The sequence below is a fragment of the Chryseobacterium sp. ZHDP1 genome, from assembly GCF_018603435.1.
Lineage (GTDB): Bacteria > Bacteroidota > Bacteroidia > Flavobacteriales > Weeksellaceae > Chryseobacterium > Chryseobacterium indicum.
The window spans coordinates 4,756,348-4,783,312 of the sequence record NZ_CP075682.1; the positions used below are offsets into that span (position 1 = coordinate 4,756,348).

Below are 26,965 nucleotides of genomic sequence, written 5' to 3' on the forward strand. Positions count from 1 at the left end.
GGAGGGAAGTTTTTGTAAAGATTGTAAAGGAATTGTTTTGCTTATGTAAATTGATAATAGTTTGAATTTTAGTGTTTTGTAAAATGAGAAAATGCTGTTTTACAAAGTTTTTTTAATCTTTGATTTCTTTTTTCTTAATTAAATCTTATCTGAATTTAATTTTCAGAACTGTCATTTTGAGCGAAACAAAGCGGAGTCGAAAAATCTCAGATACACTCAAGATTCTTCATGGTATAAAAGTTTCATTTAATTTCATAAAAAAATCCGCAGAAAAACTTCCGCGGATAATCTATTTAAAGCTGATTTATTTCAATTAAGCATTCTTAAACTCACTGATGAAATGCAGTTTCACATTTGGGAACTTCTCCTGCGTCATGTGAATCGTGAAAGAAGAATCAGCAAGAAAAACCAACTGGTTGTATTTATCTCTCGCCAAAAATCTCTGTTTCAGTCTTGCAAATTCCTTAAATTCATCTGACTTTTCATCCGCTTCCACCCAACACGCTTTGTGCATAGAAAGAGGCTCGTAAGTACATTTTGCCCCATATTCATGCTCCAGACGATACTGGATTACCTCATACTGAAGCGCACCCACTGTTCCGATGATCTTTCTGCCGTTCATTTCAAGGGTAAATAACTGTGCAACTCCTTCATCCATCAACTGATCGATCCCTTTTGCCAGTTGTTTTGCTTTCAACGGATCGTTGTTGTTAATATATCTGAAATGTTCAGGAGAGAAGCTCGGAATTCCTTTAAAATTCAGTTTTTCACCGCCTGTTAACGTATCTCCGATTCTGAAACTTCCCGTATCATGAAGACCTACAATATCTCCCGGGAAACTTTCATCAACCACCTCTTTTTTATCCGCGAAGAAAGCATTTGGTGAAGAGAACTTCATTTTTTTGCCCTCTCTTACCAAAAGATAATTTTCATTTCTCCTGAAAGTTCCCGAAACAATTTTCACAAAAGCCAGTCTGTCCCTGTGTTTCGGATCCATATTCGCATGGATCTTGAAAACGAATCCCGTAAAACCATTTTCTTCAGGCTTTACAATACGCGTATCACTTTCCTTCGGTTGTGGCATCGGTGCAATATCAATAAAAGCATCCAGCAACTCACGAACCCCGAAATTATTCAAAGCCGAACCAAAGAAAACAGGCTGCAAATCCCCCTTCATATAATCTTCACGGTTGAATTCCGGATAAACCGACTGAACCAGATCCAGTTCCTCTCTTAGAGTAGCAGCGGCTTTTTCGCCAATCACTTCATCAATTGAAGGATCATTAATATTGTCAAACTTTATCGCTTCACCCACCTTCTGTTTCTTCTCTTCCAAAAACAACTGGATATTGTTTTCCCAGATATTGTAAATTCCCTGAAAGTCAGCTCCCATCCCGATTGGCAAAGAAAGCGGACAAACTGTTAATCCTAACTTCTGTTCCACCTCATCCAGCAAATCGAAAGCATCCTTACCTTCACGGTCAAGCTTATTAATGAAAACCAGCATCGGAATATTTCTCATTCTACAAACCTGAACAAGCTTTTCCGTCTGTTCCTCAACCCCTTTTGCAACGTCAATTACTACGATTACAGAATCAACCGCCGTTAAAGTTCTGTACGTATCTTCTGCAAAATCCTTGTGACCGGGAGTATCCAGAATGTTGATTTTGTGGTTTCTGTATTCAAAAGCCAATACCGAAGTTGCCACGGAAATCCCTCTCTGTCTTTCAATTTCCATGAAATCGGAGGTCGCTCCCTTTTTTATTTTGTTGGATTTTACCGCACCCGCTTCCTGAATTGCACCCCCGAAAAGCAAAAGCTTTTCCGTAAGAGTGGTTTTTCCGGCATCCGGGTGAGAGATAATTCCGAAGGTTTTTCTTTTTTCTATTTCTTTGATTAAGTCTGACATATCGTATTTTGAAGTTGCAAAAATCGGGAATTTTGTCGAATCCTGAAAATTTTGTTTAAACACAAATTTTTACACGAAAAAGCATGAATTTTATTTAACCGAAAACTCACAAAAGATTATAACACATTCGTAACAAATTTGTTTGAACTAATTTCAGAATTAACCACAAAAGACACAAAAGACAATGGGAAAGCGAATTTCAAGAATAATCAAAGCAATCAAAAGAATAAAAATCAAAGATTTTTAAAAACTATTGCGAACTTTTTCATTTATAATGATCAACTTTAAATAAAAGTCTAGTCATCTTTTGTCCCTTTTGCTGTTAAATAAAAAGTTTAAACAGAATCAACTTAGGATGAAATTCTTTATACGTAACAGGAGACATTAGTTTAAAAATCTTTGATTTTTTATTTTGAAGTTGTTTGAAGTAAGAGAGGTTGCTCCTTTAGGAGCAGAATGTGTAAAAATAAGAATAAATCCGCAAATCAATCCGTAGGATTGATATCTATAAATATGATAAATTTTTTAAAGATAGCGTTCCTACGGAACGCCGAACGTACGGTTAATATGATTTCTACACAGATAAAACTCCATAGAGTTTTCTGCCGTTTTACTTTAAACAACTTTTTTTGTTTGTTTTTGCCAAACTAAAAATAGGCTAAAAAAAAATCAAATTCGTGGAATTTGTGAAAACCATTTGTGTTATTCGTGTTTAAAAGATCTATTTGTGTTTAAACTTAAGTAAATAAGCCAGTCCCAATCCCACAAAAACCATCGCCGCACTGAAAGGGAAAATATAGCTCATCCCGTAAAGATCGGCAATTCCGCCAATCAGCGGTCCTGCAACACCAAGAGAAAGATCAATAAAAAGACCATATCCCGCCAAAGCGGAACCCTGATTGGATGAAGGCACGCTTTTAATCGCCACAACACCCAAAGCCGGAAAAATTAATGAAAACCCAAGCCCTGTAACGCCGGCTCCTACAAGAGCCATTTGTGAATTCGTGGCAAACGAAATAATTAAAAGCCCGATAGTTTCTACCAAAAGACAGATAACGGCGACTTTAATTCCTCCGTAATTATTGATTACATTATTGAAAACGAGTCTTCCTGCAACAAACAGTACCCCGAAAACACTCAGACATAAAGCGCCGTTATTCCAGTGAAAATAGTTGTAATATAAAGTGATAAAAGTAGAAATACTCGCAAAACCAAGTCCTCCTAAAGCCAGACAAACGCCGAAAGGAGCCACTTTTCCCAAAACTTTCCAGAAAGACTGCGATTCCTTTATATTTGTATTGGTTTTATTGTCTTTCGTTTTTGCAAAAAGAAACCCTAAAATTCCAAGAATAATCGAAAAAATTCCGATTCCGTATAAGCTGAATTCATGCTCAATCGTTACACCCAGAGAAGCTCCGATTGCCAATGCGCCGTAACAGGCAACTCCGTTGTAGGAAATAATTTTTGCCGTATGTTTTTCTCCGACTGCCATAATTGCCCAGTTAATCGGACTTGCACCGATCATTCCTTCCGCACAGCCTGTAAGAAGACGCGTGATGACCAAAAATGTTAAACTTAACCAAGGAGAAAATTTAAAATAATAAGCTATGATCAGGAAAATTCCGGTCAGCGAAAAACTGATCATACTGAATAAAACGGCTGGTTTCGGACCTTTTCCGTCAATGATTTTTCCGGAATAAGCTCTCAGGAAAAATGTAGAAACATATTGCAGACTGATGACCAAACCTGCAATTACCAGACTGAATCCAAGACTTTTATTAATAAAAATAGGAAGTACCGAAAGCGATAATCCGATAATGAAGTACCCTATAAAGGTAAAACTTACATAACTGATTAAAGACAGATTAACATTCTCCGACTTTTTTACCAAACTCTGCATGTGAAAATATTAAGCTGCAAAGTTACTTCATTAAAACAGTCTGACAGAGAAATTTAACTTAAAATCTTTTTAACTTTTTTTTATTTAACCGCAAAAGTTATAAAAGATAAGCTGAAATTTTATTCAAATTCAATAACGAAAAATGAAAAAGGCAACAACAGTTTTAGAAATCTTCGATTTTTATTCTTTTGAGAACTTTGATTATTCTAATTATTGCGGAATAATGGTCTTTTGCAACTTTTGCGGTTAATTTTGAAATTAATTTAAACATTTAAAAAAAACATAAATGTAACAATGTATTTTAAGGTTAAATTTCTCTGCGATTCTCTTTTCTCATAATTTGAATTATCTTTGTTTCTCAATAAATTCTTAGATTCTATGGAAAAAAGTAAATATCCGAATTTCAAGTTTACATGGATTGGCGGTCTTGTTTTACTGGCAGGATTGTTTTTCGGAACAATGGTGGTTTCGTCTTTTAATGTTTTCTGGATGTTTACTTTCAAAGAAAACCTGCAGTACAGAGACTGGTTTTTTATGATTACCAATGCCGCAGGATTTCTTACGGCTATTGCTTTTTTTGATTTTTTCATCGTGAGAAGAACAACAGGAATGAAGCTGAATTTCAATTTTTCTCCCACTAATTTTTCTACTTATCTCCTGATTTTTCCAATGATGATCGGGATGATGTTTATTGCAGAATTTATTACCGCCCAGATTCCTACAACGGGACCTTTTTTCGGGAAATATTACGATTTTTTTACCCAGATGATGGAAAAACTTACCGATGATCCGGTTGTGATGATCATTACTGCCGTTATCTGTGCGCCTATTTTTGAAGAAATTATTTTCAGGGGAATTATCCAGAAAGGATTGATGAATAAAGGTGTTGAACCAAAAATAGCAATTGTTTTTGCTTCCGTAATCTTCGGTGCGGTTCACGGAAATCCGTGGCAGTTTGTGGGAGCGGTTCTGTTAGGATGCGTTCTGGGATTGGTCTATTACAAAACAAAATCTCTGCTTTTACCAATGCTTTTGCATGGTTTTAATAATTTATGTTCCACCTTATTAATCACTTATGTGAAAACGGAAAGCTTCGCAGATGCTTTTAAAGTTTCGGAATGGATCATATTGACGATAGGAATTGCACTTTTCTCCTTGTTTTATTTTCTTTTCATGAAAAAATACAAAGTGCATTATTCTGAAATTTAAATCTAAACACGAATGACACTAAATTTTTAAACACTAATTTCACTAATATCATTGGTGTTATTTGTGATGATGATTTAAGGTTTAAACAAAATAGAAATTAAATAAATGAAATTGAATATGGAATTACTGGTAGCAACGCACAACATACATAAGAAAGAAGAAATTCAGCAGATTTTAGGAGATGAATTTGTCGTTAAAAGTCTTGCCGATTACGATCTTCATGACGAAATCGTAGAAGACGGAGATTCTTTCAATGCCAATGCGTTAATTAAGGCAAAATACTGCTTCGAAAAAACAGGAATTCCAAGTTTGGGCGATGACAGCGGACTGGTTGTAGAATCTCTGGACGGAAGACCGGGAATTTTTTCCGCGCGTTATGCAGGAAATCATGATTTTGCTAAAAATATCGAAAAAGTTTTGAGCGAAATGGAAGGTATTGAAAACAGAAAAGCATATTTCATTACTGTTTTATGCTATTATGACGAAAACGGAGCCAAATATTTCGACGGAAGGGTTCACGGAAATTTATTGAAGGAAAATAAAGGTTTCAAAGGGTTCGGCTACGATCCGATCTTCGTTCCGGAAGGGTACGACATGACTTTTGCAGAAATGGAACCGCAGGATAAAAATAAAATCAGCCACAGAAAACAGGCTTTGGATCTATTTTTGGATTTCCTGAAAGGGAAAGAATAGTTTGAGGTTGAGGCTAAGATGTATGGTGAAAACAGAAACCGGAATTTAGATATTTAAATTGGTTTCCACTACGTAATTTTAATCTCAGCCTAAATCTTAGTCTTAACCTAAATCCGTACATTTGTCACCTTAATAAACCATCGATTTGAGTACTTATTTAACGATATTAGGCTTTAATTCAGCAATTCCTACGGTGAATTCTTCTCCTACCGCGCAGTTTCTGGAGATGGAAGAACGGTCTTTCCTCATCGATTGCGGGGAAGGAACGCAGGTACAGTTGAGAAAAGCCAAAGCGAAATTTTCGAAGATCAATCATATTTTTATTTCTCATCTTCACGGAGATCACTGTTTTGGTTTACCGGGGCTTATTGCTTCCTTCAGGCTTCTGGGAAGAGAAACGCCGCTTCATGTTTACGGTCCGAAAGGAATTAAGAAAATGCTGGAAACTATTTTCACGATTACAGAAACACACCGTGGTTTTGAAGTGGTCTATCATGAACTGGATAAAGATTATTCAGAGAAAATTTATGAAGACAACAGGGTAGAAGTGTACACCATTCCTCTGGATCACAGAATATATTGCAACGGTTATCTGTTTAAAGAAAAACCGAAAGACAGGCATCTGAACATGAAGGAAATCGCGAAATACAGCGAAATAGAAACCTGTGATTATCACAATATAAAAGCCGGAAAAGATTTTGTTTTAAGCGATGGATATGTTCTTAAAAATGAAATTCTTACCGTAGAACCTGCACCTTCTGTATCTTATGCCTTTTGCAGCGATACAAGATATCTGGAAAGTTTAATCCCGATCATTAAAAATGTAACCGTGCTTTATCATGAATCTACATTTCTTCACGATTTGAAGGAAATGGCAGATTATACAGGACATACAACTGCTCTGGAAGCCGCAACGGTAGCCAGAAAAGCAGAAGTCGGAAAACTGATCTTAGGACATTTTTCCAACCGTTATGGAGATCTTACCGTATTTACCGATGAAGCAAGAACTGTTTTTCCCAATACTTTCTTACCGAAAGCACTGGAACCTGTAAAAATTTAAAAATAATGTTGAAGTTTGAAGAACTGAAAATCTTCTTAGATGAAAAGGCAGACCAATACAATGATCCTGAATTTATAGAAAATGATCCGATCCAGATTCCGCATCGTTTTTCTCTGAAACAGGATATTGAAATTGCAGGATTTCTGGCGGCGACAATTTCGTGGGGAAACAGAAAAGCGATCATTAAATCGGCGGAAAAGATGCTCGATATTATGGGAAATTCGCCCTATGATTTTGTTTTGAATCATTCAGAAAAGGATTTGAAATTTCTTGAAGGCAAAAGTGTCCACAGAACGTTTAACGGAGAAGATTTTGCTTATTTTATTAAGCAGTTTAACAGAATTTATACGGAGAATGAAAGTCTGGAAGATTTATTCAGGGTAAATGATTCTGAGATTAATTTTTCTCATGCGATTGAACGTTTCAGAACACAATTTCTGGGAACGGAAAAGCACAGAACGCACAAACACATAAGTTCGCCGTATAAAAATTCTTCCACCAAAAGAATTATCATGTTTCTGCGCTGGATGGTACGTAACGACAGGCGTGGCGTAGATTTTGGTCTTTGGGAAAATACAGATCCGAAACATCTGTCGATTCCTTTGGATGTACATACCGGAAATATTTCAAGAAAACTCGGTTTGATTACGAGAACGCAGAACGACTGGAAAACGGTGGAAGAATTAGATCTTATCATCCGTACATTTGATGAAAAAGATCCTGCAAAATATGATTTTGCACTGTTTGGATTAGGAGTTACCAAGGAATTAATTTAAAATTGAAACGCAATGAAAAAGAACGAAGAAAAAATTGAAGTATTAGAAAGAATTGCCAACGGAATTACATGGTGGATCGGTTCTATTCCGTCGCTCATTGCGCATACCCTGTTTTTTTTGATTTCCTTTCTTCTGCCGGTTCTTCATATTGTAGAATTTGATAAAATGCTGCTGATTCTTACCACAGTGGTTTCTTTAGAAGCAATTTATCTTGCCATTTTCATCCAGATGTCGGTGAATAAAAGTCATGAAAAGATTGAAGACATTCAGGAAGATATCGAGGAGATCAGTGAAGATATTGAAGATATTCAGGAAGATATTGAAGAGATCAGCGAAGACATTGAGGAAATAAGCGAGGATATCGAAGAAATTAATGAAGATATTGAGGATATTCAGGAAGATATTGAAGAAATTAATGAGGAAGAAGATGAGGAAGACCATAACGAGCGCGCCAAAAATGTAATGCTGAAAAGCAATGTAAGTTCCAACAAAAATGAAATTAAAGCACTGAAAGATAAGATCTCAGAATTGCAAAATATGATTGACGAACTGAAAAAAGATTAGTTAATCAACAGATAAAATTGTTGAAATAGTAAAATTCCACACAAAAAGACTGATAATTTTATCAGTCTTTTTTATTAATTCAGATAGAATATCTGTTATTTCTATAATTTTAAAATATTTTAGGTTATTTGTAGTATAATGCTTGTTTTTTGTTCTGATTTTAAGTAATAATTTAGTATTTTTGAACAAACAACAACAAAATGTTAAATTATAGATTAAAAAACTACTATTTCCTTTTAGTGTTGCTTCTGGTTTCGGGATCTATGTTTGCACAAAAAACATCAAGAAAACCAATCAAAGAAAAGCATACTAATTCGAGTTTAAAGTCAGGAGCATTTATAGATGTTAATGTCGCTTCCTATGCGCCATCATCTTATAATATAGAACAGCTTGTTAAAAATATCCTTATTACAGGCGGTTCAAGTTGTGCTGTTGCCAATGTTACCAACGTCACTGTTTCTCCCAACCAGCCTGCAACAGACACGGAAAGAGCGTGGGGATATTTTCATAAAGGAACTACCGCTTTTCCTTTTACGGACGGTGTTGTTCTCGTAACAGGGAAAGCCAGAAGAGCGGGAAATGTTCTGGAAAGCGGATTAAGTGATACTGTTCCCGGTTCTACGGTAAGTGATCCGGATCTTGTAACGGCAATTAACCCTTTGGCTCCTTTAAAAGATGCTGTTTTTATTGAATTTGACTTCGTTCCTAACAGTACTCAGGTAAAATTTAATTACATTTTTGCTTCGGAAGAATATACGTCTAATTTCCCATGTGGAGTTTATTCTGATGGTTTTGCTTTATTACTGAAAAAAGTAGGTGATCCTACCTATACCAATATGGCAATTTTACCGGGAACAGCGGGACCTGTAAGTGTTACCAATATTGTTCCTGCAGGTAACGGTTTCACGTGCGGACCTATTAATGAAGCATATTTTGGAGGGATGAACACCGCAAATATTGAAACGAATTTCAATGGAAGAACAATTCCTTTAACAGCGACGGCAACGGTAATTCCGGGACAGACGTATCATTTTAAAATGGTTCTGGCTGATGCTTCCGACAGTAGTTTTGACTCTGTGGTTTTTCTTCAGGGAGGATCTTTTGATATTGGAATGACCATTGTAGACGGAAATGGAAATCCATTAACAAGCGTTAACATGTGTGATAATACACCGCAAACTTTAACGGCACAAATTGCTTCCGTTCCGGGAATGACTTTCCAATGGTACAAAGACGGTGTTGCCATACCGGGTGCAACAAGTGCTACATACATTGCAACAGAACCTGGGGTATATGTTGTAAGAACATTTGTGGGAGGAACCAATTGTCAGACAGCTACCGTTACCATTGTAGGTGGAACAACGCCGCCTGCACAGAATGCTACTTTAAAACTTTGTACAACACCATCTTTGGCAACATTTAATTTAAATGATGCAACGCCGCAGATTACAACTTCCACTACGGCCATCGTTCGTTATTATGTAAATCAGGCAGATGCTGTTGCTCAGAATGGAAATTATCTTACTGCTGCACAAATGGCAAGTTATAACGGAACAGACGGACAGGTTTTGTATGTCGTGGTTTCTAATGGAGCTTTCTGTAGCAAAACGGTAACTTTAACTTTAAGAAAAGAAGCAACGCCTGTTGCACAGCTTACTGCAACAAAAGTAAGAATCTGCTTAGGCGAATCTACAACTTTAACAGCTTCGAACGGAGCAACCTATCAATGGACGAATTTATCGGGAACCGGAGCTACACAAACGGTTTCTCCAACCCAGACTACAACATATTCTGTTTACGCGATCGGAACACAGGGATGTAAATCTTTACAGCCTGCATCCGTTACTATAGAAGTTGTTCCGGCTATTAAATCAACACTTTCCGGTGGAATGATCTGTCAGGGCGATGTTATTAATTTAGACGCAGGAGCAGGCCCGAACTATACATATCTGTGGAGTAATGGAGCAAAATCTCAGACGATTTCTGTAGGAACTCCGGGAACATACAGTGTAACCATTACTAATGGAGTGTGTTCAAAAGTCTTTACAACACAGGTTATCCAGGCGGTTATTCCGGAAGTTATTAATGTTAACTATAACGAAAACGGAACCATGATTATTACGGCAAGTAATCCAAGCAACGGTGTTTTGGAATATTCTGTTGATAATGGTTTAACATGGCAAAATTCCAATACATTTACCAATGTGCCTAGAAATACGGTGATCTCCATCAGAGTAAGAGTGAAGAAAACAAGCTGTGTAGGCTTCCTTGAATATTTTACATTTGTAATGCAGAACGTTATTACGCCAAACGGAGATAACATTAACGACATCATCGATTTCCGAATCGTTAATAAAAACAAAGACTTTAAAGCTTCTATTTTCGACCGTTACGGTAAAGAAGTTTACAGGGAAAGCAGCTTACAGCCTTATTGGGACGGATATTTCCAAGGCAAAAGACTGAATACCTCATCTTACTGGTATCAGGTAAGCTTCGAAGATCCCGCAAGTAAAAAGCCGGTTGTAAAGACAGGCTGGATCTTATTGAAAAATTTCGAATAATTATCCGTAATTTGTTACAGTCTTTGTGAACCAGCTTAAAACTATGCACAAGATTGATAAACTATGAGCGGAAAAATTTAAATCAATAGTAAAAAAGACCAACAATTTGTTGGTCTTTTTTACGTTTTACAGATAATTGAAATTACTCTTTTTATGATATATTTAATTGTATTAGTGATAATGTAATTAGCACCGAATTAAAATTCAATTAAAAAAAATAGTATTTTTGTTTAAAATAATATAAAATGTTAAATAGGAGGACAAAAAATTTATTTTTGGCTTTGCTTTTGGTTTTTGTAGGGAGTTTCGTTAATGCCCAGAAAGGCAGAGACGGAAAAGGAGTTGTGAGCAGACAAACCCCTGAAAACACGAAAGCCGGAGCTTTTATAGATGTAAATACTGCGGCTTATCCAGAGTCTGCATACAGCATAACACAACTGGTAAAAGATGTGCTCATTAGTGGAGGGTCTACGTGTTCCGCAGCTAACGTAACCAATGTATCTGTTTCTCCTAATTTAGCAGTGACAGACCAAAACAGAAGCTGGGGATATTTTAATAAAGCAACCACTAATTTTCCTTTTGCCAAAGGAATTGTTCTTACGACAGGATATGCGAGAAAAGCAGGAAATGATCTTCAGGGAACATTAAGTGACGGTTTAGGTTCCGGAGGAGATGCAGATTTGGCAGCGGCTCTTGGAGTTCCTAACAATCAGCTTAATGATGCTACTTATATCGAATTCGATTTTGTTCCGGCTTCCACGAAAGTGAGTTTCAGATATTTATTTGCTTCAAAAGAATATCAGACGAACTTCCCTTGTACTATCAGTGACGGTTTTGCACTTTTATTGAAAAAAGTAGGGGATCCATATACCAATCTTGCCGTTTTACCGGGAGGAGCAGGACCTGTAAGTGTGACCAATATTCACCCTTCCACACAATATCAGACTGGAGCACCATTAGCTTGTGGAGCTGCAAACGTATCTTATTTTGGAGGATATAATATTCCTCAAATTGAAACCAATTTTAACGGTCGTACTGTTCCGTTAACGGCAACAGCAACGGTAATTCCGGGACAGACTTATCATTTTAAAATGGTTTTGGCAGATTATCAGGATGCTAATTTCGATTCTGCGGTATTTCTTGAAGCAGGATCTTTCGACATTGGGGTACAGCTGTTAAATCCTGCCGGAGTTTCACTTCCTTCATCCATCAACGTTTGTGATAACGCTCCGCAGACATTTACGGCTTCGGTTCAGGGAGGCGGAGCTACTTATCAGTGGTATCTGGGAACAAATCCAATTCCGGGAGCGACAAATGCTTCCTATACGGCTACACAGCCGGGAGTATATTCTGTTCAGGTATTTTTACCCGGAAATACCTGTCCGGGAACGGCTTCTATTACTGTTGTCGGAGGAACTTCGCCGACGGTTCAGAATTCAACACTTACTTCCTGTTATACGCAGGGGAATGCTACTTTCAACTTAACATCGGCGCAGTCTTCAATCAGTACAACACCGGGAGCTACATTTGCTTATTATGTAAATCAGGCAGATGCAGTTGCCGGAAACGGAAATACAATAGCAACACCAACTGCGTTTTCAAGTCCGGGACAGACTGTTTATGTTTCGGTTAAAAATGGTTTTTGTTCCAAAGTTGCCGAATTACAATTGATAAAAGCTCCTCAGATTACAGCAACGATTGCCACACCGGGAGTTTTAACATGTACGAATTCACAAGTTACGTTAAATGCTTCGAGTTCAGTATATCCTACAGGCTCCACTTTCAGCTGGACAACTACCAACGGAAATATTGTTTCAGGAGCAAATACCTTAAATCCTGTTGTAAATACAGCGGGAACGTATACTTTAACTATTTCTAATATTTATCAGCCGGGAAATCTTACCTGTACAGGAACCGCAAATGTGACGGTTACAGGAGACAGTGCACCGCCAACCACAGGATTAACAGCTTCAAAAGTTTTAATCTGTTCAGGAGAATCGGTAACTTTAACGGCTTCTGGTGGAGCTACCTACAATTGGGTAGGTCTTCCCGGAAACGGAGCTACACAAACTGTTTCTCCTACAACTACCACAACTTATACGGTAACTGCAGTAGGTGCGAACGGATGCGTTTCTGCTACTCCTGCAACGATTACGATACAGGTGACTCAGCCTATTACCGTTCAGAATGCAACTTTATTAAAATGTTATCAGAACGGAGGAATTAATTATAATTTAACAGAGGCACAACCTCAGATTACGACAGCAACAGGGGTTACCTTTGCTTATTATCTGAATGCTGCAGACGCCAATGCCGGAAATACGAATACCATTGCAAATCCTGCGTCTTTTAACAGTGCAGGAGGACAGACGATATATGTTCTGGTGACGAACGGAGGATGTAAGAATGTAGTAACCTTACAGCTTTTATCTACGCCTCAGACCACTTTAACCATTAATCCGCCTCAGCAGATTACCTGTACCACACCTCAGATTACATTGAATGCTTCGTCTTCTGTAATCCCTGCAGGTTCTACGATTACATGGACCGCAACAGGCGGTGGAAATATTGTTTCTGGAGCTAATACATTAACTCCGGTGGTAAACGCGGGTGGAGTATATACTTTAACGGTAACTAACGTCAACCAGCCAGGAAATTTAAATTGTACTTATACAGCAAATGTTACGGTAACACAAAATACAACAGCTCCTGTAACAACTGTAACTTCTACGGCATTACAGATATGTTCCGGAGAGTCTGTTACTTTAACGGCTTCTGGCGGTGCAACCTATAACTGGACAGGACTTACAGGAAATGGAAATACACAGGTAGTTTCGCCTACTTCTACAACTACTTACACCGTTTTTGCTGTGGGTGCTAATGGATGTGTTTCAGCGACTCCAGCTACCATTACAATAATCGTGGCTCCTCCTGTAGCAGTTTTAACTGCTTCTCAAATGAAAATATGCGCGGGTGAATCTGTAACTTTAACAGCAACCGGCGGCGTTACTTACGAATGGGTAGGTTTACCGGGTAACGGAAGTACACAAATTGTATCTCCAACATCCACGACTACTTATTCTGTTTTTGCGTTAGGAGGAAACGGATGTAAAGTGGCTAATCCTACTTCAATTACCATTCAGGTTGTACCGGCAATTGTCTCTACTCTTAAAGATGTTAATGTTTGCGCCGGAGATTCAGGAATTTTAGATGCAGGTGCAGGAACAAATTATACGTATGTATGGAATACCGGAGCAACAACACAAACGATCTCCGTAAGTACACCGGGAACTTATACGGTAACGATAAGTAATGGAGTTTGTTCTAAAGTATTTTCTGCACAGCTGATTAATCCGGTATTACCACAATTCACAAATATTTCTTACGAGAACCATGTTTTAACATTGTCTACGACAAACCCGACAGGCGGAACTCTGGAGTATTCTGCAGATAATGGTTTTAGCTGGCAGACCTCAAATATTTTCTACAATATACTGGATAATGCCAATTATAATCTTCTGGTAAAGGTAAAAGATGCGAAATGCAGCACTTCCATATCGTTCTTTACATTTGTTATAATCAATGCCATTACACCAAATTCTGATGGAAAAAATGATATTGTAGATTTTACAGGAATCAGCAATTATAACAATTTTGCAGCTTCCATTTTCGACAGATACGGACAGGAAGTATTTAAAGCTTCCAAAAACCAGACTTTCTGGAACGGAATGTTGAGAGGAAGTCTGGTGCTTCCGACTGCTACTTATTGGTACAGAGTACAATGGGAAAATCCTGCCAGTAAAAAACTTGAGCTGAGAAGCGGATGGATTTTGCTGAAAAACAGAAATTAAAAGATATTTAAATTGAAAACCTCCCAACCGGGAGGTTTTTTTGCTTTTTTTATATAAAAATGCCAAATATGTGTGTGGTATATTCAAAAAAAAGTTAAATTTGTTAAAACAAAATTATTATGAAGAGATATCTACTATTGTTTTCTTTATTTGCGGTCTCCTCATCGAGTCTCTTTTATTCACAAAAAAATACAAACAGAAAGCCTCAGCAAGAAAAGGCTTCCTCTCTTACAATGAAAGCGGGTGCTTTTATTGATGTGAATGCTCCTACATATCCTGCGTCAGCTTATACCCCTTTGCAGCTGGTAAAAGATGTGCTGATTTCATCAGGAACCAATTCTTGTGTTACACCCAACGTTTCCAACGTGCAGGTGAGTCCGAATCTCCCGGCAACAAATGCAAACAGATCCTGGGGATATTTCAACAGAGGAACAACCAGCTTTCCTTTCAAGGATGGTATTGTTCTTTCTACAGGATATGCTCAAAAAGCCGGAAACAGCTATATTAGCTCTACTTTAGGAGATGATTTGCCGACGGGTAGTGATCCGGATCTTGTTGCAGCAACGAATCCTTCTGCAACACTTAATGATGCCGTTATTCTAGAGTTTGACTTTGTACCTACTTCCAGTCAGGTAAAGTTTAATTATCTTTTTGCTTCCGAAGAATATACAGGAACTTTCCCTTGTAGTTTCTCAGATGCATTTGCTTTATTATTAAAACCTGTATCCGGCGGACCTTATGTCAACATGGCTGTATTACCGGCTCCGGGAACAGGACCGGTGAGTGTAACCAATATTCACCCACAAAATAGTTTTGCGGGAACCAATATGGGATGCGGCGCGCCAAACGTTGCATTTTTTGGAGGATATAACACGGCTAATATAGAAACTAACTTTAACGGAAGAACGGTTCCTTTACAGGCGACCGCTACAGTGGTTCCTGGACAGGCGTACCACTTTAAAATGGTTTTGGCAGATGCTATTGACAGCAGCTATGATTCTGCTGTATTTTTAGATGGTGGATCTTTCAACATTGGAGTAGAATTATTAGATCCTTCCGGAGCAACATTGCCGGAGGAAATTAATGTATGCGACAATGTTCCTCAGGTTATCACAGCATCGGTTAGTGATCCGAATATGACGTATCAGTGGTTCTTCAACGGAGTTGCTATTCCGGGAGCTACTTCTCCTACCATTACAGCAACACAGCCGGGGAATTATGAAATTCAGGTTTCATTCCCGGGAAGTCCTTGTCCGGGTAAAGCCAATATTAAGATTAACGGAGGAACAACACCCGCCGCAGTAGATGCGACATTGCTGCTCTGTACAACTCCGGATGTCACCTGGTTTGATCTTACCAACTCTATGGCATCAATCAGTACAACGCCGGGCGCGGTATTTCATTTTTATGTAAATCAGGCAGATGCAATTGCTCAGAACAACAACTATATTCAGGATATTCTTCATTATAATGGTAATGACGGACAGATTCTCTATGTTGTAGTATCAAATGGCGGGTTCTGTAGTAAGATGGTTAAATTAACCTTATCAAAAGAAACTACTCCTGTTGCAAATCTTGTGGCATCCAAAATTAAAGTCTGCCCGGGAACAGTAGTTGATCTTACTGCCACAGGTGGAGTAACTTATCAATGGGCAAACTTCTCAGGAACAGGCAATACGCAAAGTGCAACAGTTTACAATACAACTACTTTCTCTGTATATGCATTGGGAACAAAAGGATGTAAATCTTTACAGCCTGCAAAAGTTACCGTTGAGGTTGTTCCGGAAATCAGTTCTTCATTGAGAGATGTGGAAATGTGTCAGGGAGACAGGGTAACTTTAGACGCAGGAGCGGGACCAAATTACACTTATTTATGGAGTACGGGTGCAACCACAAGAACTATAGAAGTAGATCAGTGGGGTATTTATTCCGTAACCATTAAGAATGGATTTTGCCAGCAGACTTTCACTGCAAAAGTAATGGCGGCAGCTTCACCATTTGTTTCGAATGTTGATTACAGCAACAATACGTTAACAATTACTGCGCAGGTTCCAATGATTAATAACATCCCTCAAACGGCAGAATATTCTGTGGATGGCGGTATTTCATGGCAGCAGTCTAATGTATTTACAGGGCTTATAAATAATACACATTATGATATTCAGGTAAGAACAGTGGGTACACATTGTGTAGGTGCGTTAGAATTCTTCACATTGAATATTGCAAATATAATTACTCCAAATCAGGATGGTGTTAATGATACATTGGATCTTACAGCGCTTGGAAACTTTAATAACTTCACAGGTTCAGTGTATGACAGATATGGATCAGAATTATTCAGATTCTCGAAAGAACGCCCAATCTGGAACGGAACTTTAGGAGGTAAAAAGCTACCAACTGCAACATACTGGTATAAATTTAACTTCCAGTATCCGAAATCAAAAACAAGCATGACCCAGTCTGGCTGGATTATGTTGAAAAACAGAGAATAAAAAATCAATCGATAATGCAAAATGAAAGCCCTTCAAGAAATTGAGGGGCTTTTTTTAGGATAAATTAAGTTATTGCTCTTCTTAACTTTTTTACTACACACTTTCTTTCCAGAGCTGTGTAAATGAAATGAAATCTGCTACGCTGAGTTCTTCCGCTCTTTTATCCATAAATTCATGTGTTTTTAAAGCTTCCGGAATATTTAAAATTTTCAGCGCATTCGACAGCTTTTTTCTTCTCTGGTTAAAACCTGCCTTTACGATCTGTTTGAATAAAACCTCATTTCCGGCTAATCCTTCTTTCGGGTTTCGGGTGATTCTGATAACACCGGATTTTACTTTTGGCGGCGGATTAAAGACATTTTCATGAACCGTAAACAAGTACGAAGTGTCATAATAAGCCTGAATCAGGACAGAGAGAATTCCGTAATCTTTTGTTCTTGGGACGGCTGCTGTTCTTTCCGCTACTTCTTTCTGAAACATTCCCACCATTTCAGGAATCAGCTCATAATGATCGATAATCTGGAACAAGATCTGGGAAGAAATGTTGTAAGGAAAATTTCCGATAATGGCAATCTGTTCTCCGTTGGTAAACCGAAAATCCTGCTTCAGAAAATCTCCCACAAAAGTTTCTTCGGTTATTTTAGAATAGTTTTGCTTTAAGTATTCTATAGATTCTTTGTCGATTTCCGCAAGGTAAATATTCTGTTCTTTTTCAATAAGATATTTGGTGAGAACTCCCATTCCGGGACCCACTTCCATTACCTTATTGTAGCCCTCAAAACTCAGACCTTCCACGATTTTTCTTGCGATGTTTTCATCTGTCAGAAAGTGCTGACCAAGATGCTTTTTTGCTTTTACACTCAATGTTTTTTATGATTTTATTAACAGTGATTTTCTCTTTTTCGTCCCAAATTTCGGAAGATTTTTTCTATTTTAGCCAAAAATTTTAATATTAATGGCTAAATCTGTAGATGAATTTAATAAGAAAAGGCTTAGGTCTAGCAATATTACAGTAGTAATAAGTATTGCCTTAGTGTTATTTTTGTTAGGATTAATGGGACTTATTTTAATCAATGCCCAGAAATATTCCGACTATATCAAGGAGCAACTTGTTGTAAATGCTTACTTTGATGAAAACTATGAGGCAAAAGATTCTGTAAAGATTGCGAAAATGGAAGCTGAGGTTTTCAAAGAAATTCAGACACTGGCTCCGGTAAAGAAAGCAACGTACATCACCAGAGAAATGGCTTCCAAAGAAGCGAAAAAAGCAATGGGAATTGATACGGATGCGCTTTTCGAAGAAAATATTTTTCCTTCATCTGTAGAAATCGCCTTAAAACCGGAATATGTAGATCCTGCAAAGATCGATCAGGCCATTAAAGCCATTAAAGCTGTTCCCGGAATTATTGATGTAAAGAACGACAGTACTCTGATGGTTGATGTTTACAATAACCTGAGCAGAATTCTGAAATGGATCTTAGGTTTTTCCATTCTGTTTTTAATTCTTGCGGTTGTATTAATTAACAATTCCATCCGTCTGAAAATATTCTCCAAAAGATTTATTATTAAAACCATGCAGCTTGTAGGAGCGAAAAGAAGATTTATCCTGAAGCCATTCATTATTGAAGCGGTGGTTTTAGGAGCCATAGGATCTGCAATCGGACTTTTAGTGCTTTTCGGAGCATGGTATTACTTTACAAGCCAGATCGGATCTGCATTTGTACAGGACAATAACCAGTATTTCTGGCTGATTCTGATGGTATTTGGAGTGGGAATTTTTATTACGGTTTTAAGTACAGTAGTGGCTACCTGGAGATTCTTAAGATCAAACGTTGACGACTTATATTACTCTTAAAAATGAGCAAAAAAACAAATAAATTTTCCGCAGACAACTTCGGAAAAGAAACAACCGAAGCTCCAAAAGAAAATTCCTTTTATTTTGGAAAAGAAAACTTTAAATGGATGCTTATCGGTTTCGCATTTATCGTAGTTGGCTTTCTTTTGATGATGGGAGCCGATGCCAATACTGTGGACGGAAAATATGATCCGAATTCATGGAACGATGGTATTTTTTCTATCCGAAGAATCAGAATTGCACCATTATTTGTGGTTATCGGTTTTTGTATCGAAGTATATGCGATTTTAAAAAGAAAGTAAAAATAAATTGTATTTGAAGATTAAGAAATTCGGAAATTTAGCTCAGTCTAAATCTCTCGGTTTCTTAATCTTTTAATTTTGTATAAATTATGGATTTAATCAAAGCAATCATTATTGCGATCATCGAAGGCTTAACAGAATATCTGCCCATTTCATCAACCGCACACATGGGCTTCACCGCCAATTTGCTGGGGCTGGAAGAAACCGAATTTCTAAAGATGTTTCAGGTTTCCATACAGTTTGGAGCCATTCTTTCTGTGGTTGTGGCATACTGGAAAAAGTTTTTTGATCTGAAAAATTTGCAGTTTTATTTTAAACTGGCTTTTGCAGTAGTTCCGGCTTTGGTTTTAGGGTATTTATTTGATGATAAGATTGAAGCGGTTTTAGGAAATCAGATCGCTATTTCCTCCGTTTTGGTTCTTGGTGGAGTAGTCTTGCTGTTTGCCGATACGTGGTTCAAAAATCCAAAAATTGATGATGAAAAAGGCATTACCATAAAAAAAGCAGTAACCATTGGTTTTTGGCAGTGTCTGGCAATGATGCCGGGAACGAGCAGAAGTGCAGCTTCCATTATCGGAGGTATGACACAGGGACTGACAAGAAAAGCAGCGGCAGAATTTTCATTCTTTTTGGCGGTTCCTACCATGTTGGCGGTAACGGTATATTCGGTTTTTGTAAAAACATGGGGGAAAGAAACGCCCAATCCGCAGAAAGGTTATGAAATGATTATGGAATCTCAGGATCACATCATGATTTTCATCGTAGGAAATGTTGTTGCATTTATCGTTGCATTAATCGCCATCAAAGCATTCATCGGAGTTTTGAATAAATATGGTTTCAAACCTTGGGGTTGGTATCGTATTTTCGTTGGGGTTGCTTTACTGATTTATTTTTATTTCTTTAAATAAGAATGGACGAAAGAGTTTTTAGGAGTAAATTATTGCATAGAGTTTCTGTTGTTTTTTTTATAATAACAACATTATTTCTAATTTTAGGAATGATGAATGAAATTAAAACTTTAAACTTGATTTATTTGTTAATTTTATCCATATTATCTCTAATTGTTTGCATTAAATTATTTAATAAGAAGCGAAATGTAATTGTTTTAATAAATACTTTTATATTGTTGCTTTTACCCTTTATATTATATTATTCATTTTCTGTGTACCCAACACACTTTATTTATGAGCCTGAAAATTTATTTTTTTGTTGTTTACTTATCATATACATGTTGTGGGTAAATAAAAATAAAATAGATAATAAAGGAATTGACGAAATTAATGAAATAGGAAAAAACAAATGACCGCTGAAGATCTACAATCTGGACATATATTTTTATTAGACAAACCATTGGACTGGACTTCTTTTCAGGCGGTCAATAAAATGAAATACAAACTCAAAAGAGAGTTTGATTTACCTAAGAAATTCAAAATTGGTCACGCAGGAACCTTAGATCCGCGTGCAACAGGATTATTGATTGTCTGCTGTGGTAAATTCACCAAGAAAATTCCCGAAATTCAGGATGCCCCAAAAGAATACTGGACCGAAATAAAAATAGGCGTTCAGACCGAATCATACGATACTGAAAAACCCGAAATTCTGCATCAGGATATTTCGCAGATTTCAGAAGAGCAGATAAAAACGGCATTGGAAAAATTTGTCGGAGAAATAGATCAGACTCCGCCTGTTTTTTCGGCAATAAAAATTGAGGGAAAAAGAGCGTATGATCATGCCAGAGCAGGAGAGGAGGTGGAAATGAAATCCCGTAAAACCACAATTTTTTATATTGATGATGTAAAGATTGATTTTCCGCTCGTAAGTTTTACGGTGGGTTGCTCGAAAGGGACTTACATTCGCAGTTTAGCTCACGATATCGGACAGGAATTAAGTGTCGGAGCGTATTTAACACAATTGAGACGGACAAAGATCGGAGAATACAAAATTGAAGATGCCACGTCCGACTTTTTGGAAAATGATTTTAGATTTAACGAATCATAAAAAGAAATTTCTTTATTGATGAATACAGTCTGAAAAATAGTATGGAAAAAACAAGAATTAACAAATATTTATCTGAAGTAGGATACTGTTCGAGAAGAGCGGCAGACAAACTTTTGGAGGAAGGAAGAATCACCATTAACGGTAAAGTTCCTGAAATGGGAACAAAAGTTTCCGATGAAGACGTGATTGAAGTAGACGGAAAACCAATCCGCGAGCCGGAAGAAAACCATGTTTATATTGCCTTTAATAAACCTGTAGGAATTGTTTGTACCACTGATACAAAACGTGAGAAAAATAATATCATCGATTATATTAATCATCCTAAAAGAATTTTCCCAATCGGAAGACTGGATAAACCGAGCGAAGGATTGATTCTTTTAACCAGCGATGGCGATATTGTAAATAAAATTCTAAGATCCCGAAACAACCACGGAAAAGAATATATTGTAAGAGTCGATAAGCCGATTACGCCCAAATTTCTGGATAAAATGCGAAACGGTGTTCCGATTTTGGATACCGTTACTAAAAAATGTGAGGTCGAAAAAATTGATGAAATGAATTTTCGTATCGTCCTTACACAAGGTCTGAACCGACAGATCCGAAGAATGTGCGAATATTTAGGCTACGAAGTAAAGAAGCTGAAACGGATCAGGGTTTTAAATATCAAACTCGATCTTCCTATCGGGAAATGGAGAGATCTTACGGATGAGGAACTTTCTGCCTTACAAAAACTGGTTAAAGGTTCCAGTAAAACATACGATTAAAGATATTAGAGATGCCGGATTGGACATCTCTTTTTTTTAAACTTTTCTCAGATGTATTTACAGCTTTTTTGTAATCCTGAAAGGATCTAAGCAAAGTCTAAAAAAATTAACTTTAAAGAAAACCCTTCGACAAGCTGAGGGTGACATTGCGAATACTTCCTATAATAGTTAAAACAATGAATGATTGTTAAAAAAATATTTTGACAAAAAAATTAAAGCTGCATTGTCATTCTGACACAGGAGGAATCTCAAAAAGTTTTTTTATCTCCCGCGGATTTTACAGATCGCGCAGATTTAATTGATAAATTTAAATTAATTAACTGAGTTCGGGATAAGTCTTAAACGCAAGGTTAAACAAAGAGATTCAATTATCAGGAATTCCGCTTTTAAGATATACAAAGGCGTAAAACTTATCAAAGTAATACCATTTTTGTCTTTTTTAAATAAACGAAGTACCTTTGTTTACCTTACAAACTTTCAATAATTAAAAAAATCTTTTGTTTTTCTTTGCGATAAAATAATACAACATTATAAATCAATTATTTAATTTTTTTTCTTATCCCGAACTGAGGTTAATTAAAAAGAGGTATCTTGTTGATTTTAAATGTGATATTTTTATGTTATGCTTCTTTTGCGGTTCAATTAAAGTGTGGAAAATTGCATCCTACTTCAAATACCATTTCATCCTCACTTCATACTCTGGTTTCAGTTTTAGCATCTTCCAGATTTTATTCTCATCTTTTTCGGAAACTCGGTAAAAAATAATTTTTTCTGCAGAATATTTAAAATAAGGATGATTTTTCAGCCATTCTTCCGGAGCATCCTGCAACGTATATTTCTGAACATTCGAAGTTATAAGCGGTGCGGTTGAAAGTAATTTTTTCGTCAGTTCCGGATCAATATTGTACGTAGAAAGAATCTGTTCTTTATTCACGAATCCACCCAGTTTATTTCGAAAACCGATCATCGAACCGGCTGCTTTTCCGTCAAATCCAAACTCTATAAGCTGTTTGTAGGTTATTGCGTTTAAATCTACCTTGGTAAAATCCGTTTTTTCCTGCTGCTTAGTTTCAGATTTGTCATTTTTACTCACCGCAATTGTTTCTGTATTGAATTTAATGAACGGTTTCATTTCCTCAAACTTCTCAGAAGAAATAACAAAACATTTCTGAATGTCTTCCAGATTTTTAAAGCTTCCTTTTAAATTCCGGTCACGGTAATTGATGATGATTTGTGCCTGTTTATCTGAAAAGCCAAAAGACTTCCATCCTTCAAAATCCAATGCATTCGGATCGAAAGAATGATATTGAATTTTCTTTTTATCGACATTAAAATTTTTAGCAGCTCTGTAATTTTCCGGTGTTTTCTCCGGTAGAATAAGATAAGGATCGATTTTCTGAAAATTTTCTTCACTGATGATAAAGCACTCCCTGAATTTTTCCTTGCTCACAAAACTTCCGCCCAGATAACTTTTGTATTTTAAAATAGCTTTTGCCTGATTTTCACTAAAGCCCATTTTCGTCCAGTCGTCTGCCGAATAAAGATCGGGGTTAAATTTTCCTCTAACCGTAATCGATTTTTTTTCAAAACTTTTGAATGCAACTGATTTGGCTTCTTTACGGGTTTCCGGAAGTAAAATATAATGGTTCAGCTCCGAAAACTTTTCCTCAGAAATGGCAAAGCATTTTTTAAGCTGTTCCTTTGATACAAATCTTCCTCCGACTACTTTCTTATAGTTGAGAATCGTCGCTGTTTGTTTTTCTGTAAACCCTAAATTCTGCCATTGTTTTTCATCCAGTTCATTAGGATCAAACTCTGTGAGATGGAGCACAGCGAATGGTTGTGTGATAAACTGAACATCGGGAAATTCTTCCTTTTCCTTACTTGTATATTTTTGAAAAGCGAATAAAATGATCAGCAATATTCCCATGACTGCCAATCTCTGGTAATAGTTTTTTTTCATCGCTGTAAACTTAATCATTCTGTTAAGTATTCGCAATGATGGGGTTGCAATTGGATTATTTTAGGATATAAATTCTGTTATTCGGCTTCAAAAAATAAATTCAAAAAAGATTATGGAAGAAATATTTAAACTATTCCTCATCCCTCTCTGCCAAAGACTCCTTCAGTTTCAGCAATTCAGCTTTTACAAATTCCAATCTGTCGATGATGGTGATGGTTTCGGAGATCTTGCTGTTGGTGGTTAATGCGATTTTAGCACCGTCCAGAGTGTAGCCTTTTTCTTTTACGAGATGATAAATGATCTGAAGATTTTTAATGTCTTCCGGAGTGAAATACCGATTGCCTTTTTTGTTCTTTTTAGGCTTAATGATAGGGAATTCCTGTTCCCAATAACGTATTAATGAAGTATTTACATCAAAAGCTTTCGCTACTTCTCCTATTGAATAATACAGTTTATCAGGTAAATTTATCTTCATTTTTAGAATCGTAATGGTCAAAGATAAAAATTTTTTAAATCCCACAGCAAATTAAGAGGGCAAAAAGTTCATTCTCCGCTTTGTAATCAGGGTTCAATGTGAATTTTATGATAAGAAAATGTAATTCTTTTTGTTATTTTTGATGATGAAAAACGTATAAAAAATTGAATTCTATTTCTGTTATCCATATTAATCTTTTTCAGCCTGGTAAAAATACCTCAGATTTTTATTTCAACCGAATGAAGGAACATCTGGTTTTGGGACACAGACATATCGAAAAACCGCACCGTCATGATTTTTATGCCACAATTCTCTTTACCAAAGGAAGCGGAATGCATGAAATTGATTTTCAGAAATATGACGTTTCAGCAGGAAGCTTATTTTTTATGTCTCCGGGACAGATTCACAGCTGGGAACTTTCTGAGGATATCGATGGATATATTTTTTTCTGCTCACAGGATTTTTACGAAATGCATTATGTCAATCAGAAGCTCAGAAGTTTTCCCTTTTTCGGATCGGTTAATTTCCCAAGAAAATTACAGCTTACTGCAACGGAACTAAGAGAAAATAATCACCTTTTTGCAGCACTGGAAAAAGAATATCAGCTTCAAAACGTGATGAAAGATGGTTTAATTCTTTCACTGATGTCACAGATTTTCATTCAGGCAACAAGAGCTTTTTCAAAAGAGCTGGGAAAAGAAAATTCTGGGGTTAACATTTCTTATTTTAAACATTATCAGCAGTTCGAAAATCTTATTGAAGAGTATTTTGCAAAAGAAAAATCCGTTGCTTTCTATGCTTCTTTATTGGAAATTTCGTCTAAACATTTAAACAGAATTACCAGAACTGTCGTTCAGAAAACAGCGACTGACGTTATTACAGAAAGAATAATTCTGGAAGCCAAAAGAATGCTTATGTATCTTGATGAAAGCCTTACGGAAATTGCGTTCCGTCTTGGTTTCGAAGAATATTCCTATTTTGTGAGAGTCTTCCGTAAAACTTCCGGCATGACTCCCACACAATTTATTAAAAAATATAAGGCTTAATTTTGTTGATGGTATGAAGTTTAACTCCAACAAACTCCTCTCTAAAACTCTGAAACACTCAAACTCAAACTCTCACCTCAATATCTACAATACCAATTGAAAAGGTCCTTCAAATACCGTGTCGAAAGAATCTACAAGATTTCCTTTTTCATCAAAAACGCCAATCGTCATATTCTGTTTCGAAAACCGGATCTCTTTTTCAGGGAAAGAAATATTGATATTTCCTTTTAAGATCTGATCCCCTTTCAATATAATTTTTTCATTGCCGAAGAAATTAATTTCCGCATTTTTAGGATTCAAGACTTTTATTGTGAGTGTTTTCTTTTCGTTGGATTTGTTTAAAAGCGTATAAATAAAAGTATTCGTAATTTTTCCGTTTTTAATGAAAAATGTTGATCCTGCCGGTTTAATGAATTTAGCTTCCATCGAACCTCTGTCGTACATCAGAAATCCTAAAAACCCGATCAGTAAACTTAAAATTACCGTTGTTGCTTTCATTCTTCCGGTAAATTTGAATTTCTCCTGATTTTCAATTTCCGCTTCTGTGGCATAACGGATCAGCCCTTTCGGAAGACCTACTTTTACCATAATTTCGTCACACGCATCAATACATGCGGTGCAGTTTACGCATTCCAGTTGCTGTCCGTTTCGGATGTCAATTCCTGTAGGACAGACAACAACACATTGATTACAATCGATACAATCTCCTTTTCCGACGGCTTTTCGGTCTTCGTCTTTTTTCCATTTGGAGCGGTTTTCACCTCTTTTAAAATCATAATAAACGTTGATGGTCTGTTTGTCGATTAAAACGCCCTGTAATCTTCCGTACGGACAAACCAAAGTACAAACCTGCTCTCTCAGCCACGAAAAAACAAAATAGAAAACCGCAGTGAAACAGATCATCGCAAGAAACTTCAGCGGATTTTCTGCGGGACCTTCGGTGATGATTCTGAAAACTTCTTCATAACCAACAATATACATGAACATGAAATTCGTAATCACCACAGAAAGAACGGCGTAAACAGACCATTTGGTGAGCCTTTTTCTTATTTTTTCGCTGTTCCATTCCTGTCGGTCGAGCTTCATCTGTTTATTACGGTCGCCCTCGATCCAGTATTCTATTTTCCGGAAAACCCCTTCCATAAAAATGGTCTGCGGACAAAGCCAGCCACAGAAAATCCTTCCGAAAACAACGGTGAAAAGCATCACAAAAATAACAGAAGTAACGGCTCCAAGTGCTAAAATGAAAAAATCCTGCAGATAAAACGGCTGTCCGAAAATAAAAAATTTTCTGTCGATAACATTAAATAAAAGAAAAGGATTATGGTTGATTTTCACAAAAGGTAAAGTGAAAAATATCGCTAAAAGCAAATAAGTTACATAATCTCTGTAGTTGGTAAATTTTCCTTTGGGTTTTCTCGGATAGACCCATTTTCTTTTTCCGGTTTCGTCCATTGTTCCTACGGAATTCCGGAAGCTTTCCTCATAAAGTTCCGGAGCCTGAAAATTGCTGTTCTGTGTATTCATCTTTTTGATTTGATCTGAAA

Annotated in this window: 20 protein-coding genes; 14 read left to right on the top strand and 6 right to left on the bottom strand. The window is 36.8% G+C overall.

The genetic code is table 11. The annotated features are described in order from the left end of the window. Positions 1 to 313 precede the first annotated feature (313 nt). Together KKI44_RS21975 and KKI44_RS21980 are read right to left on the bottom strand one after the other, a co-directional pair. A complete protein-coding gene (locus KKI44_RS21975; RefSeq protein ID WP_214589148.1) occupies positions 314 to 1,909 on the bottom strand; it encodes a peptide chain release factor 3 in 1,596 nt (531 codons plus the stop codon). 721 nt (positions 1,910 to 2,630) lie between these two features. Then, positions 2,631 to 3,809: an MFS transporter gene (locus KKI44_RS21980; RefSeq protein WP_214589149.1), complete on the bottom strand. Its 1,179-nt coding sequence runs from the start codon at positions 3,807 to 3,809 to the stop codon at positions 2,631 to 2,633. A gap of 378 nt (positions 3,810 to 4,187) precedes the next feature. On the opposite strand from KKI44_RS21980, the gene KKI44_RS21985 reads away from it, so the two are divergent. The 8 genes from KKI44_RS21985 to KKI44_RS22020 all read left to right on the top strand — a co-directional run bounded on the left by KKI44_RS21985 (position 4,188) and on the right by KKI44_RS22020 (position 17,015). Beyond that, a complete protein-coding gene (locus tag KKI44_RS21985; protein WP_214589150.1) occupies positions 4,188 to 5,018 on the top strand; it encodes a CPBP family intramembrane glutamic endopeptidase in 831 nt (276 codons plus the stop codon). A gap of 117 nt (positions 5,019 to 5,135) precedes the next feature. Further along, positions 5,136 to 5,711, top strand: a complete 576-nt coding sequence (gene rdgB / locus KKI44_RS21990) for an RdgB/HAM1 family non-canonical purine NTP pyrophosphatase (protein WP_410492756.1) — start codon at positions 5,136 to 5,138, stop codon at positions 5,709 to 5,711. Between the two features lie 145 nt (positions 5,712 to 5,856). Then, positions 5,857 to 6,771 (top strand): ribonuclease Z, encoded by a 915-nt coding sequence (locus KKI44_RS21995; protein ID WP_214589151.1) that lies wholly within the window; start codon positions 5,857 to 5,859, stop codon positions 6,769 to 6,771. Between the two features lie 5 nt (positions 6,772 to 6,776). Further along, positions 6,777 to 7,547 (top strand): TIGR02757 family protein, encoded by a 771-nt coding sequence (locus tag KKI44_RS22000; RefSeq protein WP_410492757.1) that lies wholly within the window; start codon positions 6,777 to 6,779, stop codon positions 7,545 to 7,547. A gap of 12 nt (positions 7,548 to 7,559) precedes the next feature. Then, positions 7,560 to 8,111 carry a DUF1003 domain-containing protein gene (locus KKI44_RS22005; protein WP_087708064.1) on the top strand — a complete coding sequence of 184 codons (552 nt, stop codon included), beginning with the start codon at positions 7,560 to 7,562 and terminating at the stop codon, positions 8,109 to 8,111. A gap of 200 nt (positions 8,112 to 8,311) precedes the next feature. Then, entirely contained in the window at positions 8,312 to 10,672 is a 2,361-nt protein-coding gene (locus tag KKI44_RS22010) for a choice-of-anchor L domain-containing protein (RefSeq protein WP_214589152.1), read from the top strand. Positions 10,673 to 10,917: 245 nt separating this feature from the next. Next, the gene (locus KKI44_RS22015; RefSeq protein ID WP_214589153.1) at positions 10,918 to 14,523 is read left to right on the top strand and encodes a choice-of-anchor L domain-containing protein; all 3,606 of its coding nucleotides are present in this window, start codon (positions 10,918 to 10,920) and stop codon (positions 14,521 to 14,523) included. A 119-nt stretch (positions 14,524 to 14,642) separates the two neighbouring features. Then, entirely contained in the window at positions 14,643 to 17,015 is a 2,373-nt protein-coding gene (locus tag KKI44_RS22020; protein WP_214589154.1) for a choice-of-anchor L domain-containing protein, read from the top strand. A gap of 93 nt (positions 17,016 to 17,108) precedes the next feature. On the opposite strand, the gene rsmA is transcribed toward KKI44_RS22020, so the two are convergent. Beyond that, a complete protein-coding gene (gene rsmA / locus KKI44_RS22025; RefSeq protein ID WP_214589155.1) occupies positions 17,109 to 17,879 on the bottom strand; it encodes a 16S rRNA (adenine(1518)-N(6)/adenine(1519)-N(6))-dimethyltransferase RsmA in 771 nt (256 codons plus the stop codon). A gap of 91 nt (positions 17,880 to 17,970) precedes the next feature. Here rsmA and KKI44_RS22030 point away from each other — a divergent pair, with 91 nt between their 5' ends. From KKI44_RS22030 to rluF, 5 genes are all read left to right on the top strand, one after another. Continuing rightward, a complete protein-coding gene (locus KKI44_RS22030) occupies positions 17,971 to 18,870 on the top strand; it encodes a cell division protein FtsX (protein ID WP_214589156.1) in 900 nt (299 codons plus the stop codon). Between the two features lie 2 nt (positions 18,871 to 18,872). Beyond that, on the top strand, positions 18,873 to 19,172 hold the full coding sequence (locus KKI44_RS22035; protein ID WP_214589157.1) for a DUF3098 domain-containing protein: 300 nt from the start codon (positions 18,873 to 18,875) through the stop codon (positions 19,170 to 19,172). An 89-nt stretch (positions 19,173 to 19,261) separates the two neighbouring features. Continuing rightward, a complete protein-coding gene (locus KKI44_RS22040) occupies positions 19,262 to 20,080 on the top strand; it encodes an undecaprenyl-diphosphate phosphatase (RefSeq protein WP_214589158.1) in 819 nt (272 codons plus the stop codon). A 391-nt stretch (positions 20,081 to 20,471) separates the two neighbouring features. Then, the gene (truB, locus tag KKI44_RS22045) at positions 20,472 to 21,170 is read left to right on the top strand and encodes a tRNA pseudouridine(55) synthase TruB (protein ID WP_214589159.1); all 699 of its coding nucleotides are present in this window, start codon (positions 20,472 to 20,474) and stop codon (positions 21,168 to 21,170) included. 41 nt (positions 21,171 to 21,211) lie between these two features. Continuing rightward, on the top strand, positions 21,212 to 21,934 hold the full coding sequence (rluF, locus tag KKI44_RS22050; RefSeq protein ID WP_214589160.1) for a 23S rRNA pseudouridine(2604) synthase RluF: 723 nt from the start codon (positions 21,212 to 21,214) through the stop codon (positions 21,932 to 21,934). A 664-nt stretch (positions 21,935 to 22,598) separates the two neighbouring features. On the opposite strand, the gene KKI44_RS22055 is transcribed toward rluF, so the two are convergent. Further along, positions 22,599 to 23,915: a helix-hairpin-helix domain-containing protein gene (locus KKI44_RS22055; protein WP_250902117.1), complete on the bottom strand. Its 1,317-nt coding sequence runs from the start codon at positions 23,913 to 23,915 to the stop codon at positions 22,599 to 22,601. Positions 23,916 to 24,027: 112 nt separating this feature from the next. Then, a complete protein-coding gene (locus tag KKI44_RS22060) occupies positions 24,028 to 24,372 on the bottom strand; it encodes a MerR family transcriptional regulator (protein WP_076392608.1) in 345 nt (114 codons plus the stop codon). Positions 24,373 to 24,536: 164 nt separating this feature from the next. Here KKI44_RS22060 and KKI44_RS22065 point away from each other — a divergent pair, with 164 nt between their 5' ends. Beyond that, a complete protein-coding gene (locus tag KKI44_RS22065; protein ID WP_214589161.1) occupies positions 24,537 to 25,418 on the top strand; it encodes an AraC family transcriptional regulator in 882 nt (293 codons plus the stop codon). Between the two features lie 84 nt (positions 25,419 to 25,502). Here KKI44_RS22065 and ccoG read toward each other — a convergent pair whose 3' ends face one another. Continuing rightward, entirely contained in the window at positions 25,503 to 26,945 is a 1,443-nt protein-coding gene (gene ccoG / locus KKI44_RS22070; RefSeq protein ID WP_214589162.1) for a cytochrome c oxidase accessory protein CcoG, read from the bottom strand. Positions 26,946 to 26,965: the final 20 nt, after the last annotated feature.